Raw genomic sequence first — 17,179 nt, 5'->3', positions numbered from 1 at the left:
TATAAAAAAATACTTCCTTATGGACATTAATGGTAAAAATCAATCGCCGGATCAGTATTATATTGATAAATTAAATGCATTTGAAAAAAAATATACCGATGTTTTTGATTTACTGGTTTTAGCAGCTGCCAAGATAACCGGTACGGAACTTTGTACCATGAGTATTGCCTCAGAGGGGTACGTTTATATTCTTGCTTCCAGTGATGCATCCCCCAATCATATTTACCCTCAGAATCCCCACTTTCTTTCGGATGATCAGACTTCGGTTTATGAGTTTGGGATCACTGAATTTAAACTTCACAGAAGCTATCCCATCCCCGGTCTGGAGGCCAATCTGACTGCGCATTTAAATGTATTTGACAGGGAAGAGAAAAGTTTAGATAAAACAGAGGAAGAGTTTGTTGATAAGATCCTGAACCAAGTGGCAAAATGGTTTTTGTGTAAAGAAAAAGAACAGCTGTTAACCAATTATGACACGCTTTTTGAAACATCCAACGATCTGTTAGGTGTTTTGTCTCTGGAAGGTAAATTCGTAAAAGTAAATCCTGCCTTTTCTAAAATACTGGGGTGGAGTGATGAACAGTTTATGAGTAAAAGTTTTGTGGAATTTGTTCATCCGGAAGACAGAGAAAGTACTTTACAGGCGGTAGAAGCATTAGCGATGGGAGAAACCCTGTCTAATTTCACCAACAGATACATGATAAAATCCGGAGAGGTAAGATGGATCCAGTGGACTTCTATTCCTGAACCTGAATCCGGTGTTGTCTATACCATAGGAAGAGATGTTACAGAATTTACCACCAGGAAAAAATTACTCAAAAGAAGTGAACACAAGTATCGGCGTCTTTTTGAAAAAAGCCAGGGAATCATAAGTATTCATGACACCGAAGGTAATTTTCTGGATGTCAATGAGGCGGGTTTAAAGGCCTCAGGCTTTTCAAGAGAAGAATTACTTGGCCTAAACCTTTTCGATCTCATCATCCCTGAAAAGCATGGAAATGTAAAAATGTACCTGAACCAGATCAAAACTTCAAATCATGCGTCAGGTGAAATGACCATCCGTAAGAAAAATGGAGAAAAAGCAGTCTGGCATTTTATGAGTGCGATAGACGAAGATATTGACGGTTATTTACAGGTGATGGCAAATGCCGTTGACATCACCGAAAGAAAAAAGATGGAGAATGAGATCCTGGCAGCAAAAGAGTCAGCAGAAAAAGCTTATGCCCTGAAATCTGAATTTGTAGCCAATATGAGCCATGAGATCAGAACCCCTTTAAATGGGGTTATCGGTTTTACAGAGCTCCTTCTGGAAACCAATCTGGACGAAACGCAGAGACAGTACCTGGAAATCATCAACCAATCCGGTATATCCTTATACAGCATCATCAACGATATTCTGGATTTCTCAAAATTAGAAAAACAAAAACTTAAGCTCAACCTGGACAAAGTAGAAATCGAAGAACTGGTTTCAGAAGCCTTCAATATTGTTGCGTACAGTAATACCAAAAAGCAGTTAGAAATGCTCATCGATATTGACGACAGTTTACCCAGATATATATGGACTGATGAGATGCGCCTGAAACAGGTTTTCGTCAACCTTCTTAGCAATGCCTTAAAATTTACAGAGGAAGGCGAGATTGTTTTATATGTTAACGTTTTGGATGATTTGGGAGAAGGAAAAAAACGAATCCGATTTGGAGTGCGGGATACAGGTATCGGGATCAGCAGCGAAAAACAGGCAGAAATTTTCGACGCATTTTCACAGGAGGACGGCAGTATTACCAAAAGATACGGAGGTACGGGTCTTGGACTTACTATTTCAAACCAAATCCTGGCACTTGCCGGCAGTGTTTTAGAGGTCGAAAGCGAACAGGGACAGGGAAGCGATTTTTTCTTTGATATTCAGTTCGATACAGAGGAAGAAGAATATGATTTAAGCTTAACTGATATTAAAAGAGTTTTGATCGTGGACGACAATGAAAACAACCGCAAAATCCTGAAAAGGATGCTGGAACGGAAAAATATTGACGTAACAGAATGCGACAGTGGTCTGAAAGCTTTGCTCCTCATCATGGATAAAACCGAATTTGATGTGATCATTATGGATTATCACATGCCTGTTATGGATGGCATTGAAACCATTAAAAAAATGAAAAATATCATTCCCGAAGTCAGCCATGTGGCACCGTGCATTGTTTTGTACAGTTCGTCGGATGATACTGATTTGCAGGATGCCTGTGACGAATTAGAAATAGAAAACCGGCTTGTAAAACCGATTCGCATGAAACAGATGTATCAGGTTTTATCCACCTTGAAGAATTCTGAAAAGAAAAAACCGGTGCAAATAAAACATGTTGCAAACGAAGTGAGTAAACGCGAAATAAAAATTTTAATTGCCGAGGATAATGCTGTAAATTTACTTCTTACCAAAACTTATTTAAAAGATATTATTCCGCAGGCTTTGATCATTGAGGCAAAAGACGGCACTGAAGCGGTTGAAAAATACCAGAAAGAGAATCCGGATCTTATTTTAATGGATATTCAGATGCCTCATCTTAACGGTATTGAAGCAACAAAAAAAATAAGGACCTTGGAAAAAAACATCGAAATACCTATTATTGCAATAACGGCAGGGAGTCTGCCTGGTGAGAAAGAAAAATGCCTGCAGGCCGGAATGTCAGATTTTTTAGCCAAGCCTTTATTAAAACAAACCCTGTCTACGATGATTCAGAAATGGTTTGGTATAGAAATCTAAAAAAAATAAATAATAAACTATGTTTTAAGAAATACTGGTAGCAGTTTTTTTTAAAGCTTTGACACCGAATTTATGAATGACCCTATCAGCGAACTACAGTTAAAGATCGAAAGGCTGGAAAATGAAATCAGTTTTAAAAACGGGCTGATCTCAATACTGTCTCACGATTCTAAAGAAATGTTTGGAAATTTTCTGTGGCTTATAGAAGCGTTGGAAGAAAAGACCATCAGTGAAGAAGATTTTTATAAGCTGCTGCCGCAGGTAAAAAGCGATGCTCAAAAGAACCTGCAAACCATTCAGGACAGTACCTCGTGGTTAAAAACACAGTACGGGGAATTTAAGATTAAACCTGAGAAAATCATGTTGACAGACCTTTTTCAACATTTTGAAGAAAAATATGCTGGTCAATTAAAAGAAAAAAATATTAAATTTTATTTTAAAGGAGATCCCAGTGCATTTGTTACAACCGATCGTACATTGCTGGAATATGTTTTAGACAAAATTCTCAATAATGCAGTGAAATACACTTTACCAGAACACGATATTCATCTGCAGGAAGTTACAGAAGATGATCAGGTGATAATTTCTGTGATCGATTTCGGAACGGGAATGAATGAAAAATATTTGTCTACGATCTTCACTTATGATAATCCCGTTTTCCATGGTACTGCCGGTGAGAAAGGGGCCGGATTGAGTATGAAAATTGTAAAAAATTTTGTATCCTTGATGCATGGAAACATCCAAATTATTTCTGCTGAAAATAAAGGCACTACAGTTTCCCTTTTTGTACGTAAATTTGTAGAATAATGGGTTTAAAAGTAAATGTTCGTATTATAGTAGCAGATGATCACGGTATCGTCCGGATGGGTTTAGTACAAACTATAAAACGCCTCCGGCCTGACGCTGTAATCTCTGAAGTAGAGGATTTTAAATCACTGTACAAAGTAATTTCAAAGGAAGAATTTGATCTGGCGATCATGGATGTCAATATGCCAAATGGTTCTGTTCAGGAAGCGATTGATTATATAAAAATGCACCAACCTGCTTTAAGAATTCTCCTGTTTTCTTCTCAGGATGAAGAGGTGTACGCAATGCGTTATTTAAAGATGGGTGCCGGTGGTTATCTGAGCAAACAAAGCTCCACTGCAGTAATTGAAAATGCTTTGACGGCGATGCTTGGTACCGGCCGATATGTAAGTGAAGACGTAAAAGAAGCGATGTTTTTAGAATCATTAAACGGTGCAACAAAAAACTCCCCTTTTGAAGCGCTGTCAGACCGCGAACTGCAAATTGCCAATAAGCTTGCAGAAGGCCTTCCCCTCAAAGAAATTTCCAATCAGCTTAATCTCCATTCATCTACAGTCAGCACGTATAAAAACAGGCTGTTTGAGAAGCTGAAAATACGATCCTTACCCGAATTGGTGGAGATTCTCAGGCTGTACAATCATTAAATCTTCTATATATAATTTCCTGTTTTGGCAACCCCGGGCAATCATGGGATTTCGTACTTCATAACAAAATTCTTGACTCGGCACTTTTCGGGAAATGCTTGGTGATCACTTTGTGTGGACAAAACAAGAGATCGGCAGCTCAATAAAAGCTATGATAACGAATTCCCTGTGCAATCTGATCTATTTTTCCTGATCGAATTTACCCATCGCAACATCACGAAGATTCTATTCTTAAATAAATCTCTGGTCTTACTTTTTGCAACTTCCAATTTTTTTCTGAATCATCTAACCTTTGAAGAAAGAGTTTTACGAAAGATTTTTTTTACTGCGGTCAAAATGAATATGGTTTTTTATTTTATTAAACCTTTTATCAGGACTAATCCTATTGTTATTTCTTCTTTTATTTCTTTCTCCATCGCTGAAAAATCTATATTTTCATCTGTTTTGTTCTCCCATTTCAACGCACAGTCTGAAAGCCTGAAAAGACCGGCAGTGCCGGCAGTACCTTTAAGCTTATGAAGAATTGTTCTGACATCGTCGGGATTTTTTGTAACGGTTGTGGCAGCAATAGTATTCTCTGTCTGAATAAGCTCGTTAATAACAAGGTTTAAAAACATTTCTCTGAAATTAGCATCATCACCAATCTGCTCATTCAGCATATCCATATTGATATATTTCTCCGTTATTACTTCATATTCTGCCTGAATATCGCTATCTTTTTTATTGACAATATATTTTTTGAGCTTTTCTAAAAGATCAGCCTGTCGCAAAGGCTTGGGCAGGAAATCATTCATTCCCGATTCCAGGCATTTTTCTTTTTCTCCCAGCACGTTTCCTGCTGTTACACCAATGATGGGTACATTCTCATATCCCGGCAGGAGACGGATTTGTTGTGTGGCTTCAATACCGTTCATTACCGGCATTTGTACATCCATAAGAATAATAGCGAATTTTTTCTTCTTACATTCTTCCAAAGCTTTGAGACCGTCTACCGCTTCTGTAAGATGCGCATCGGGGGTTAGCGATTTCATCATTCTGTTATTCAGAACCATATTCACGGGATTATCGTCCACCAGGAGAACTTCCAGGTCTTTCATAAAAGAAAACTGCTCTTTTTCAGCGAGTCCTTTAGAAGCAACTTCAACCACATTATTTTGTACTACACGTTTAAGTGTTTTATAGAGATCATCAGATTTAATAGGCTTCAAAAGAAAATAAGAATTGTCTTCTTTACGGAAAGAATTGATGACATCGTGCTCCTCCGAAGAAGTATGAAGAATAACCAGTGGTGAAGTCTCATTCCGTTCTTTAAACAACTTTTTGATCTTATCAATTGTTTCCAAACCTGAAATTACCGGCATATGATAGTCCATCAGTATAACATCGAAATGTTCACCGTTCATCAATATCTGTAAAGCCTCAATTCCGTTGGCAGCCAGTGTAGATTCTATATTTTTATAGGTAAGCATGTGTTGAAGAATGATTCTGTTTGCTTCATTATCATCTACCACAAGCACTTTTTTTATATTGAGGTCCTCCTCTTCTCTCAATTCGGATATTTCATAAGGAGTTTCAATATCGAAGGAAAAAACAGAACCTTTTTCAGGCGTACTGACCAGCGATAAATGACTTCCCATATATCCGAGAATATTGTTTGAAATGGTAAGACCCAGACCGGTTCCTCCGTACCGTTTACTGATAGAACTGTTTTCCTGAGTGAAAGCGTCAAAAATATGTTTCTGCTTCTCAACAGGTATACCAATTCCTGTATCTCTCACAGAAAAGCGCAGAACAATGTTGCTCTCATCCATGCGAAGTTTTTCCACTTTCAGCTCAATCTCACCCTGTCCCGTGAACTTTACGGCATTACCCAAAAGATTGATAAGGATCTGTTTTAATCTGGACTCATCAAGTAAAAGCGTTTTTGGAAGTCCCGGCTCAATATTTAGAAGAAGTTCAATATTTTTTTTCTGAGACTGATACAGGATTACATTGATGACCTGACTTACGATGTCATAAACATCACTTTTCTCTATCAGAAGTTCCATTTTTCCGGATTCTATTTTAGAAAAATCCAGAATATCATTAATAATATTCAGCAGGTTTTCCCCTGATTCATTAATATAATGAAGGTATTGAGTCTGTATATCGTTGAGAGGAGTTCTCAGAAGAAGATCAGAGAACCCGATCACTCCATTCAAAGGTGTACGGATCTCATGGCTCATATTAGCAAGAAACTCTGATTTTGCTTTGCTTGCGATATCAGCCATTTTTTTTGCTTTTTTAAGTTCTTCATTGATGTGTACAGAACTGGTAATATTCTGTACAGAGACAATCACCCCTCCGATTTCATTATCCGAGAGATACCAGGGGCCAACTTTAAGATCAAAATGCTGAATTTCTTTTTTGCCATCTATACTAATCGCAAAATCCTCATTGATATAAGTTTTACCCTGCAAAGCAGCACGATAAATTTCTTTTCTTTCTTCAGGAATATCTGTTGATACAGTAAAAAGATTCTTTCCGATCATATCAGTCTCTTCCATGTTGAATTCATTTCTCCATCTGCTGCTTACAGAAATATAATTAAGATCTTTATCAAACATCGCCACGGCAACCGGAACATAAGTTACAAACGATTGCATCATTGCTTCTTTTTTAGCAATATCAAGGAACATATTTTTGAAGACATCAATATCCTGAATTATCCCGTAAACTCTGTTGCAGACACCATTTTCACATTCCGGAATTCCTTTTACCCTTACCCAGATCGTAACACCGTCATTACGTACCAACTGAAATTCATCATCATACGGAATTCCTTCTGTAACCGCTCTGTTGAATAAAAATTTAATTCTTTCTCTGCTGTCTTCTTTATAAAAACCAATAGCATTTTCAAAATCAGGTTGAAAATCGTCACTTATTTTATGAATTTCTTTGGTACTTTGTGACCAGAATACGGTGTCTTTTTTCAGATTTACTTCCCAGCCACCTACCTGAGCTACAGAACTTGTCTGCTCAAGCATTTTTTTTGTATAAACCAGATCTTTCTCTAAAGTCATTCGTTCGGTGACGTTCAGTGCCGTACTTAATGTATAAGGTTTTCCTTCTTTATCAATCTCAACCAGGTTATGATACATCCAGATCTGCTCTACCCCATTTTTCGCCTTCAGAATCATAGTTCCGAAATCCTCCTTATTTTTATTAATCCGGTCAAGATATTGACTTAAAGAAGGCCAACTATACTCTGGAACAAGGTCTCTAAGGTTTAAATTTTTAACTTCATCCACAGAATAATGCAGCATTTCTCTACCTTTTTCATTGACAGCGAGAATATTGCCCTCCATATCATGCATACTCATCAATCCGATGGCATTTTCAAAAAAGCTCCTGAAACGTCTCTCTGAGCTTTCTAACTGACGTTTTTCTTCAGTCTGCGCAGTAATATCGGTTCCGAAACAGAAAATTTCAGAAAGTTCCTGATTGGACTTCAATAACCATTCTACTATCACTGGACTGCCGTCTTTAATTACGGTAGAAGTAGTAAAAGACACTTCTCCTGTGATCTCGGAAAAGTTTTTAAGCTTTAAAATTTCCTTATTGTCTTCACCGAAAATCTGACTGAAACCAAGCCCTACCGCTTCTTCCTTTTTTAATGAAAAAATTTTTTCGACTACCGGATTAAAATCTTTAAACTTCAATTTGTCATCCAGAACGCAGATCAAATTATTGGATCTATTGAACAGTTGCTCGAAATATTCTGCATAAATTGTCTTTCTCTTTACCATCAGAAGTTTAGAGATAACGTGTGCAAGCTTTTTGAGTGCTGAAATCTGACTGTCTGTTATAGTTCTCGGAATGTAATCTATCACACAAATAGTTCCCAGCGGAAAACCCTCGTCGTCGATACATGGTACGCCTGCATAAAATCTAATCCCTCCATTCAAAATTAATGGATTATTCTGAGATCTCTCGTCCAGTAACGTATCATTGATAATCACCACTTCCCCACTCGCTATTGAATACTGGCAAACCGTGTTTTTGCGTTCTACAGAATCGATCTCAAGACCGATACAGCTTTGGATATTCTGTGTTTCACTTTCCATGATTGAAATCAAGGAAGCGGGACAGTCGGAAATCAGACATGCAGTCTCTGCAAAAACATCAAATTGAGGATCTTTGCCTAAGTTCAGGAGATCAAAAAACTCTAATTTTTTCAATCTTCTTATCTCATTATCAGGAGTAATATTATTCATCTTATTAGCCGCAAAATTATTTAAAAATAAATAAATATTATTATTATATCTATAAAAATAACTTTTTATAAAAATTTTATTTACAAACATAATAAGCTTCCAGATATGGTATAATCCCTACTTATTCAAAAATCACACATCAAATGACAATAATCCTGTTCTGAATTTACAGATGATAACATCTGCTTACCTCAACTCATTTTACGTATTACATGAAAAAAGGTTATAAATTATAGATTTCAGGCAAAACGAGTGTTTATATAGTTCTAAGATAATGGTACAGGGTAAGCAGAGCTAATTGAACATTCACTACCAAAATTTTCACTGGGTAATAGTTTATCACCGGGACTAAAATCTAAGTTGTCTTCACAACTGTGAAAGAGCAATTATTGAAATAAACTTATTTTATTTAAATCATTTGGAGATACCGTAAGAAATCCCGTCTTATTTAAAGTCGGGATCTTATTTTGAAAGTCGAGAAATTCTATTTAACTCTTAAGAATTCTTTGGGCTTTACTTTTTATTCTCTGATTCTTTATAAGTTTCCTGTAAAAGAGCTTTGTTTTGCTCTAAATAGGTTTTCAGCGATTCTGTCTCGATTCCAAATTCTGCGGCTTCCTGTGGATCAACTTTATACCCTTCAACATTTTGCCATAGATGACTTTGTGCAGCTGGCTCGTAAAAGCCTAGTTCTACAGCTTCTTCTACTGTTACCGTTTTAGCTTCATGGTATTTGCCTGTAACTGCTGTCAGTATTTCTGCAGTTTCGGCCATGGTCAGTTTATCTCCGACAATAGCAAATTCTTTTTGATTAAATTTTTCAGGTTTTGCAAAAGCTTCTGCGGCAAAACGACCAATATCAACAGGGGAAATCCATTCTAATTTTGTTTCCGGCGCAATTGGTGTAAATAGTTTGTCCTGTCTTAAGGTTGGAAAAACAACTGCACTTTTGGATGGCAGTAAATTTTCCATTATCATTGGTGGCTTTATGATTGTCCAGTAAGAAAATCCAGCTTCCTTTACAATATTGTTGGCAGCTGCTTTTTCCTCCCAGTAAGTAGGCTCCCATCTGCCTTCATCCCAGCCAATAAAGTTTTTGTGATCTCCTGCACGGGCAACGGAAGTATGTACAATCTGCTCTACTCCGGAAGCCTTTGCTGCAGCAACCAGATTTTTTGCGTGTTGTGATTCTGCCCCTTTGTTTCCGGGATGAGAACCCATCTGCATAGAGAATATACCGGTTCCACCCCGCGTAGCTTCAGTTAAACTATCCACATCATCAAAATTTGCCTCGGCCAATTCTATGTTTTTTCCAGCCAACACCTGTGCAGCTGCACTGTTTTTATCCCGTACGATTGCTCTTACCTCAATACCTTTAGTCAACAGGGCATCAATAACTGCTCGTCCCTGAGTACCAGCAGCACCTGCTACTACTATTAATTTTTTTTGATTCATATCATTTAAATTATTTTGTAAATTTACTTCCTTACTGGTTTACAAACTATACCAGTTACCTAAAGGATGCCAGATATACAAAAAGACAATACGAGTGTTGAACAGCAAATAAAATATCTTCAGGATAGTTTATACGTGATTAGCGGTAAATGGAAATTGCCCATATTAGTAGCTGTTTACGAGGGCAATAGCCGATTCCGTGACATACAAAGGAGTGTGAATAGGATTACCAGTAAAGTTTTATCGAAAGAACTTAAAGAATTGGAAATGAATAAACTTATCGTACGAAAAGTCTATGACAGCTCTCCACCAGCCGTTGAATATACGGTTTCCAACTATTGTGATTCTTTGCAAAACGTGGTTACAGGATTGATTGACTGGGGAAAACACCATCGTGATAAAATTCGGGAAGATTGATGTTTTTTTCTGGTATCTTAAAATGTTATTATGTATATGATAACGAATAAAATACGCCCGATATATCCGGGCGTAAAGCTTCTGAGAAAGGTCGTATAACTCTTTATCAAATTTGAGGATTTAGAGGTGTTGTTCAATCCTCAAACACTGAGTAAATAAGATATGGATGATATAAAAGTAAAAATTGAAGAAAATTGCTTTAACCATTAATCAGTAACCTGAAAAAATCCGGCAGCGACCTTAATAAATGCCTGAAGCTTTTTGGGCACCGCAAGTTCATCGGCTTTGGACAAACTCAGAACCTCATCGGCTTTTCCTCCTTTCGAAATAAGTTCAACCCAATCCGGATTGATAATGAGTCCATGTCCGACAGCAACCAGGGACAATCCCAAATTGATCGCTTCAACGGCGTCTTTAGACTGTTTGATGCCTCCCGCAGATAGTACAGGAATTCTATGACCAACATGATTAAGGATCAGCCTCAAAATTGTATGATTCCCATCATGTTCGTCTAAAGGCTTCTGAAAAAGCAGGTCAGCCAGTGAAACATGGAGGTAGTCGATTCCAGATTCAATCAACTTATCGATAAAAGGAAATGTATCCCAGACCCTGTAACTTTCGGGCTCTTCAGGAGAAAGTCTGAATCCTAAAAGAAAAGGTTTCTCTGCGTATTTTTTTATCGTATCCTTAACCTCATTGATAACTGCTGCCGCAAAATTCATACGCTTTTCGGCTGAGCCACCCCAATGATCGGTTCTTTGATTGTAATAGGGAGAAAAGAAATTCTGTAATAAAAATCCATGTGCCCCGTGCAGCTCAATACCATCAAAACCAGCCTTGATAGCCCTGTGTGTTGTCTCTCCGAAAGCTTTGATCATTTCCAGAATTTCTACGTTTGTAAGTTCCCTTGATACCGTACCCCCTGCATAAAATGCTGACGGAGCTAGTGCTACAGCACTTGCACTCACTGGAATGTTATCCGGTATCAGATCCAAAACAGCTTTGTTACCGGCATGATAGATCTGAAGGATTGCGGGAGCACCGTCTTTCTTTGCAGCGGTTGCCAGTCTTTCAAGACCGGGGAGGAAAGAATCATCATAAGAAGCATATTCATTGGTAAATCCTATTCCATTGGCCATCACCCTCGTACATCCAGTTATTACCAGACCTACACTGGAACTTCGTGCCTCATAGTGTCTGATCTCATCGTCTGCAACAGTATAGTCATCATTGCTAGCCCAGGTTGTCATGGGTGCCATTGCAATCCTGTTCCTGGTCTCGATCCCGTTCTCAAATTTGAAAGTCCCGAATAATTGATCTGTTTCTGTACTCATTATAAATGTTGATTTTAATTTTTATTTTACTTGTTATTTTGATTTCACATAAGGGCATAGCTCTCCCTCTGCTGTGTTTAAGCGGCGGTATTATGATCAAAAAATCAGTTTAAATGATTGTTGCGATAAATGTTTGGAGGGACCCCTACCTCCTTTTTAAATAACCGCGCAAAATAATTGGGATTTTCAAATCCCAGGGAAAAAGAGATCTCTGAAATATTCATTTTCCCGTTTGTCAAAAGATTCTTAGCCTCCTTTATCAAATGGATGTGAATCAGTTCGATAGCTGTTTTACCGGTTTCCTGCTTTAGAAGGTCACTTAGATAACGTGGAGAGATATTAAGTTTATTTGCCATATAGCCAACCGTGGGAAGTCCTTTATGACGAAACTCGTTTTCATTGTAGTACAGATCGATCATCTGCTGGAATCTGCCTGCATAAGCACCACTGACTTCTATACGGTTGATGAATTGTCTTCTGTAGAAGCGGTGAGCATAAGTAAACAAAGTACTTAGATGTGAAAGAAGGATCGATTTGCTGTAATCATCAGTATTGTTATATGTTTCTCTATGCATGATATTTACCAGATTCCAAATCGTGTCTTCCTCGCTGGGTGAAAGATACAATGCCTCATGGGTCTCATAATCAAAATAGCTGTAATCATTGATTTCGTTATGTAACTTGTTTCCCACCAGGAAATCCTCTTTGATCAAGATTAAAAAGCAATCATCCTCAGACTTTACATTCTTGAATGTAACGGTCTGATTCGGTCTGAAGAAAATCATCTTGCCCTTGCATGATCAAATTCTTTCCTGCCATAGATGATACTGCCCGAGATGAACTTTTGGAAAGAGATGATATAAAAACCGGCACTAAAAACGATGTCATCAATACTGCCATTGCTTTTATGGCCAAAGGAAATACTGAAGAGAGGATGCTCAGGTGCCTCTACTCCTACATCTTTGCTGAAAGAATTCAGGTCGTCATAATGCTTCATAATTCATAAATTATTTACTTTGCAAAGTTCGAATTTTAAGTGGTATCTGACGGATACAAAAGTATCGACTTGTAGCACATATGTACGAAAAATGAGTTTTATTTTATCAATTACTTTAAACAGGTTTTCTGCCTGAAGACCTTGACTAACTGATCGTATCTATTTTTAGTTAATTAGTTAGTGATTTGCTTACACAAGAAATTTAGTATCATTTGCTTTTGATCACGTTAAAACGAGGTGTGGTATGCATTATAGTCATGTCATTTAAAAGAGAGGTTACAACCACATCTGCTCTTACATGATCGAAAACAATTTTGAATTCAAAAATTAATTGAATATTTTAGATCTAAATTATAAACTGATCAGTTTAAAATAGTATATTTGCAGAGTAATGGCAAGAAAAAAAGAGTTTGGATACGAAGAAAAGCTAGATATAGCAATGAATCTCTTCTGGGAGCAGGGATATCATGTGACGTCACTTAGTGATCTTGAAAATCATATGAAGATTAACAGAAGCAGCATCTATCCTACTTATGGTGACAAAAAAGAACTGTTGCTAAAATGTCTTGATAAATATCAAAAATCCAAATTATCAGAATATCAATCTTTTCTAAATGATAGAAGTGACAACGCATTGGAAGATTTGGTAAAAATATTGAATCTATCTGTAAAACAAAGCATTAACGACAATAAAGTCTGCTTAGCTGTAAGAATGATCTTTGAAATTGCTTTGGTTGATAAGGAGATCAGTCAAATGCTGGTTGCAAATGAGAAAGCCATCGAAAAGGTCTATCTGGCCATATTACAGCGTGGTGTTCAACAAAAATTCGTAAAAGAGGAATTGGATGCAGAAACTACTGCTGCCTTTTTTGCAAGTTCATCCACTACCCTGCTCAAGAATTATGTTTTGTACAAAAATAAAACACAAATAGATGCAATGATCAATCTATTGGTTCAATTAATCAGTCGGTAAATTAACTCCTATTTACTGGTACCCGGTCATCTTGGCTGCGGTACTACAATTTATAAACATATATTTTTTTACCTTATTTTAAACCGTTCAGTTTATTATGAAAACAAACTTAAACAAAAAGATAGCATACATAGGCTGCTTAGGTGTTGTCGGAATTATCAGCACAGAATTTGGAGTCATTGGTATCTTACTACAGATCGCCGTACATTATAACATCAGTATTGCCACCGCCGGATATCTTCTCAGCGCATTTGCTTTATTCATTGCCATTACAGGACCTTTCACGGTTTTGTTGGCGTCCAGATTTGATAAGAAGATAATAATGCTGTGGGCAATGGGATTATTCCTGATATCAAATCTTTTCTCAATTTTCAGTCCACCGTTCTCAATCCTGATGATACTTAGAATACTGCCTACGCTCCTTCACCCTGCTTTTTTTTCTATGGCTATAGCAGCAGCTGTAAAAGGTACATCACAAAAAGATCAGATGCGTCTTACGGCTGTTATCATCGGTGGAATAGCTCTTGCGCAGGTAACTCTGATCCCAATAAGTACATTTCTGGCGAGTATATATTCCTGGCAGGTGACCTATGTCGTCCAGGGATTTATCATACTACTGACGATACTGATTATTCTTAAATTTCTTCCGTCTTTGCCTAACGAACAGCCTGCCTCTTTTAAAAGTCAGCTATCAATACTGACACGACCAAGATTTATCTCAGGTACACTTTTGAATTTACTGCTTATAACCGCATGGTTTTGTTCATACAGCTATTTTGCAGATTATCTGAGTAAAGAAAAGCATATGAGTGAAAAAGAAATAAGTCTTTTGCTACTGCTGTTCGGAGCAATGGGTGTAATTTCAAACTACGTAGCGGGCAAATTATTGGGAAAGTATATGTTCTGGACGGCCCTGTTTTTTATTGCAGGTATATTTGTGATCCCTTTTGCATTTAAATATACAGATACTTCTTTTTTAAATGTTGCGCTGGTTACAGGTATCTGGGGAATTATGTACGGTCCCTGCTTTTTGATCGGCTTGGGTTATATGATCTCAGCAGCGCCGGACGCCAAAGAATTCGCCAATAGCCTGCAGACCTCATTTGGGAACCTGGGGGTATCATTAGGAACATCTGTCGGCGGTTTCTTTATTTCCCAAAATGGATTATCGGTAACACCTTGGGCAGGAATTGTCTTTGGTATTTTAGCTATTTTTGTCATTATATGGCGCGCTTATTTAGATAATCATCATTCAGAAAAATCATCGTACTGATATATTGTGGCATTATACCTTCCTACATGCTGTATTGTTAATCAGCATACGCGTTCGCTGTTATTCAATTTTTCTAAAACTATTTTATTAACTGAATAAAAAAATGAAGTTGTATATTGATGACAACACTTCACTTCATTCTTTTCAAAACAAATTGAGAGTGAGACCAAACGAAAACATTTATAGAATGATATTTTGATCTGACAAATTACAAAGATCGATTAGTTTTTAATTTGCGAGATCACTGTTTTCAATTTTTCTTTGCGTTCTGAATAAAGCAACATCAATAAAACTGTCAAAAAATTTATGAAACCAAACAGTTTTCTTATCGCAATCTCACTCATTTTCCGGATGCTTATTTCCTCGAATCACATTTTTGCTCAGAATCCATCAGCGCCGCACATCAGTGGAAAAGTTCGGATATCGATGAAAGACGGACTGATCGCTTTTGATGTAACACTTTCAAATATTCCGATAAAAAATACTGCATTCCGTATCAATTTGAATCGCGGTATGAATATTAAACTCTTTAAAGACAGCACAACTGTGTTGAGATTTAACAATCCTTCCGGAGATGAGTTTATCAGTTACAGGATTCATGATGGAAAAGGATATGTTAATGCACCAAAAAACTCAAAATATCCTATTCAGGCGCTTTTCCTATATATGATGAAAGTAATAATTTTTATGACTACCAAGGGGTGATCGCACTCAATGGAATTACATTGCTTGCCACAAACTACAGCAAGTGGTATGCTGTAATATATGATACTAAAAATGACACGGAAGTTCTGGATATGACGTATGATTTTACGGTCCCAAAATAAAAGATCGCCGATTTCACATGAATGAATAAAATTTATGATCAGATGGAAAAATTAACAGATATCGTCAAGCAAGAGCTTATCGATATAATTTATCACGATTTACCAAAAGTTAAAAATCTGTACCAAGACACTCTGAAAATACAATTTCTCAATATAAAGGATTTGATGAAAGTAATCAAAACTCGCCACGATATGGTACACAGAAACGAAAAAGATAAAAAGTGACAAAGAATTGTGTTATCAAAGGAAAATATTGAAGATGTAATTCAAAAAGTTGAAACTTTTATAACAGAAATTGAAGGACAAATGCAATACTTAAAATAAAGGCAATAAAAATAAAAACTTTTACTTGTAAAATTATTACCTACAATCTTTTTTCAGAAACAATCCAAGCCCGAGCAAAGATCTATTTTTAAAATGGGGTTGCTGCTTATTTTGCAAAAAAGCGTTTCCAACCAAAAGTAGGAATTGCATTTTTGCAACCCGACTTTCATCGGAAAGCAAAATCTACTACAAAATTAATTGGGTTAAATATCGTTTTCACAAAAAATCAAGGTATCTATTTTATACATTGCTTAGCGTGTGCGTTGAAAAGCCTATCATGAGAGTATATTAAAAATTGGTGTACTGTAACTATTATCGTTTTTTGCACACTAACTTTTATAAAAATATTCTATATGAAATCTACAAAATTTTTATTTCTTCTATCTGCAGGTCTCTCTTTACTATGCTTTACTGCAAATGCCCAAGAGAAAATACAATCCCCTAATCACAATGAAATCATTGAGACACTAATTAAAAATGAAGAGTTTGAAATGAATTGGTTTGCAGTTCGGGATACTGCAAAAATTCAAATTGGAAAGGTATTTACTAATATCTCAAAAACAAAAAATACAATAAAAGTCACCACTACGGTAAAAATGAAAAATATGCCGGACTGGGTTGATGAAACTATAGCGGAACTTCCTAACTTAAATGCAGTAAAACATACTTCAGTAAACACCCAAAGAGACATAAACCTTAATTTTGGAAAACAAACAACTGGTTTTTATCTGGATAAAAAAGAGAATAAAAAAACAGATATTAATGAAAAGACCACCGGCGACTTTTTTGACAGTAATATTTATCCTCAAATAATCCGCTGGCTTCCGCTAAAAGAAAATTATAAGACAGAAATGACAATTTTTGACTATAATCCTGTGACAAAAGCTGCAATTCTAAAAGCAAATATAACCAATACAACGAGAGGTCTCCTTGATGGAAGACCTGTCTGGATTGTTACTGTGACAGATGGTATTTCGCAAAACAAAGTTATAAATACTTATTATATTGATTCTGAAACCAATCAATATCTGAAACAGGAAATTGATAGGGGAACAAACAAAATGATAATGGAAAAAGTGAAATAATCTGTAGGTATCCAATAGCAGCAATTGCGATG

Annotated in this window: 14 protein-coding genes; 9 read left to right on the top strand and 5 right to left on the bottom strand. The window is 36.6% G+C overall.

The genetic code is table 11. The annotated features are described in order from the left end of the window. The first annotated feature begins 19 nt into the window (after nt 1-19). The 3 genes from AC2A07_RS04780 (at nt 20) to AC2A07_RS04770 (ending at nt 4,206) form a co-directional block, all read left to right on the top strand. On the top strand, nt 20-2,755 hold the full coding sequence (locus AC2A07_RS04780) for a response regulator (RefSeq protein ID WP_484049453.1): 2,736 nt from the start codon (nt 20-22) through the stop codon (nt 2,753-2,755). 72 nt (nt 2,756-2,827) lie between these two features. Continuing rightward, entirely contained in the window at nt 2,828-3,562 is a 735-nt protein-coding gene (locus AC2A07_RS04775) for a sensor histidine kinase (protein ID WP_484049452.1), read from the top strand. Continuing rightward, entirely contained in the window at nt 3,562-4,206 is a 645-nt protein-coding gene (locus tag AC2A07_RS04770) for a response regulator (RefSeq protein WP_484049451.1), read from the top strand. The genes AC2A07_RS04775 and AC2A07_RS04770 overlap by 1 nt, the downstream gene beginning before the upstream one ends. Nucleotides 4,207-4,556: 350 nt before the next feature. On the opposite strand, the gene AC2A07_RS04765 is transcribed toward AC2A07_RS04770, so the two are convergent. Further along, a complete protein-coding gene (locus AC2A07_RS04765; RefSeq protein WP_484049450.1) occupies nt 4,557-8,462 on the bottom strand; it encodes a response regulator in 3,906 nt (1,301 codons plus the stop codon). A 513-nt stretch (nt 8,463-8,975) separates the two neighbouring features. After that, complete coding sequence (locus AC2A07_RS04760; RefSeq protein WP_484049449.1) at nt 8,976-9,917, bottom strand: NmrA/HSCARG family protein; 942 nt, start codon at nt 9,915-9,917, stop codon at nt 8,976-8,978. Nucleotides 9,918-9,983: 66 nt separating this feature from the next. On the opposite strand from AC2A07_RS04760, the gene AC2A07_RS04755 reads away from it, so the two are divergent. After that, a complete protein-coding gene (locus tag AC2A07_RS04755; RefSeq protein ID WP_484049448.1) occupies nt 9,984-10,334 on the top strand; it encodes a winged helix-turn-helix transcriptional regulator in 351 nt (116 codons plus the stop codon). A gap of 206 nt (nt 10,335-10,540) precedes the next feature. Here the strand turns inward: AC2A07_RS04755 and AC2A07_RS04750 are convergent, their stop codons facing one another. From AC2A07_RS04750 to AC2A07_RS04740, 3 genes are all read right to left on the bottom strand, one after another. Further along, a complete protein-coding gene (locus AC2A07_RS04750) occupies nt 10,541-11,668 on the bottom strand; it encodes an NADH-dependent flavin oxidoreductase (protein WP_484049447.1) in 1,128 nt (375 codons plus the stop codon). Between the two features lie 104 nt (nt 11,669-11,772). Continuing rightward, on the bottom strand, nt 11,773-12,453 hold the full coding sequence (locus AC2A07_RS04745; protein WP_484049446.1) for a helix-turn-helix domain-containing protein: 681 nt from the start codon (nt 12,451-12,453) through the stop codon (nt 11,773-11,775). Beyond that, nucleotides 12,450-12,665 carry a hypothetical protein gene (locus tag AC2A07_RS04740; RefSeq protein ID WP_484049445.1) on the bottom strand — a complete coding sequence of 72 codons (216 nt, stop codon included), beginning with the start codon at nt 12,663-12,665 and terminating at the stop codon, nt 12,450-12,452. Before AC2A07_RS04740 ends, AC2A07_RS04745 begins: the two co-directional genes overlap by 4 nt. 391 nt (nt 12,666-13,056) lie before the next feature. Here AC2A07_RS04740 and AC2A07_RS04735 point away from each other — a divergent pair, with 391 nt between their 5' ends. From AC2A07_RS04735 to AC2A07_RS04715, 5 genes are all read left to right on the top strand, one after another. Continuing rightward, nucleotides 13,057-13,638: a TetR/AcrR family transcriptional regulator gene (locus AC2A07_RS04735; protein ID WP_484049444.1), complete on the top strand. Its 582-nt coding sequence runs from the start codon at nt 13,057-13,059 to the stop codon at nt 13,636-13,638. Between the two features lie 97 nt (nt 13,639-13,735). Next, nucleotides 13,736-14,911, top strand: a complete 1,176-nt coding sequence (locus AC2A07_RS04730) for an MFS transporter (protein ID WP_484049443.1) — start codon at nt 13,736-13,738, stop codon at nt 14,909-14,911. Between the two features lie 306 nt (nt 14,912-15,217). Then, on the top strand, nt 15,218-15,616 hold the full coding sequence (locus AC2A07_RS04725) for a hypothetical protein (protein WP_484049442.1): 399 nt from the start codon (nt 15,218-15,220) through the stop codon (nt 15,614-15,616). Between the two features lie 164 nt (nt 15,617-15,780). After that, nucleotides 15,781-15,963 carry a hypothetical protein gene (locus AC2A07_RS04720; protein WP_484049441.1) on the top strand — a complete coding sequence of 61 codons (183 nt, stop codon included), beginning with the start codon at nt 15,781-15,783 and terminating at the stop codon, nt 15,961-15,963. 452 nt (nt 15,964-16,415) lie between these two features. Continuing rightward, nucleotides 16,416-17,147 (top strand): DUF3108 domain-containing protein, encoded by a 732-nt coding sequence (locus tag AC2A07_RS04715; RefSeq protein ID WP_484049440.1) that lies wholly within the window; start codon nt 16,416-16,418, stop codon nt 17,145-17,147. Nucleotides 17,148-17,179: the final 32 nt, after the last annotated feature.

The sequence above is a fragment of the Chryseobacterium sp. HNCC26DJ238 genome, from assembly GCF_057180465.1.
The sequence above is the reverse complement of the archived record's forward strand: the minus strand, read 5'-3'. Positions and strand labels throughout refer to the sequence as shown.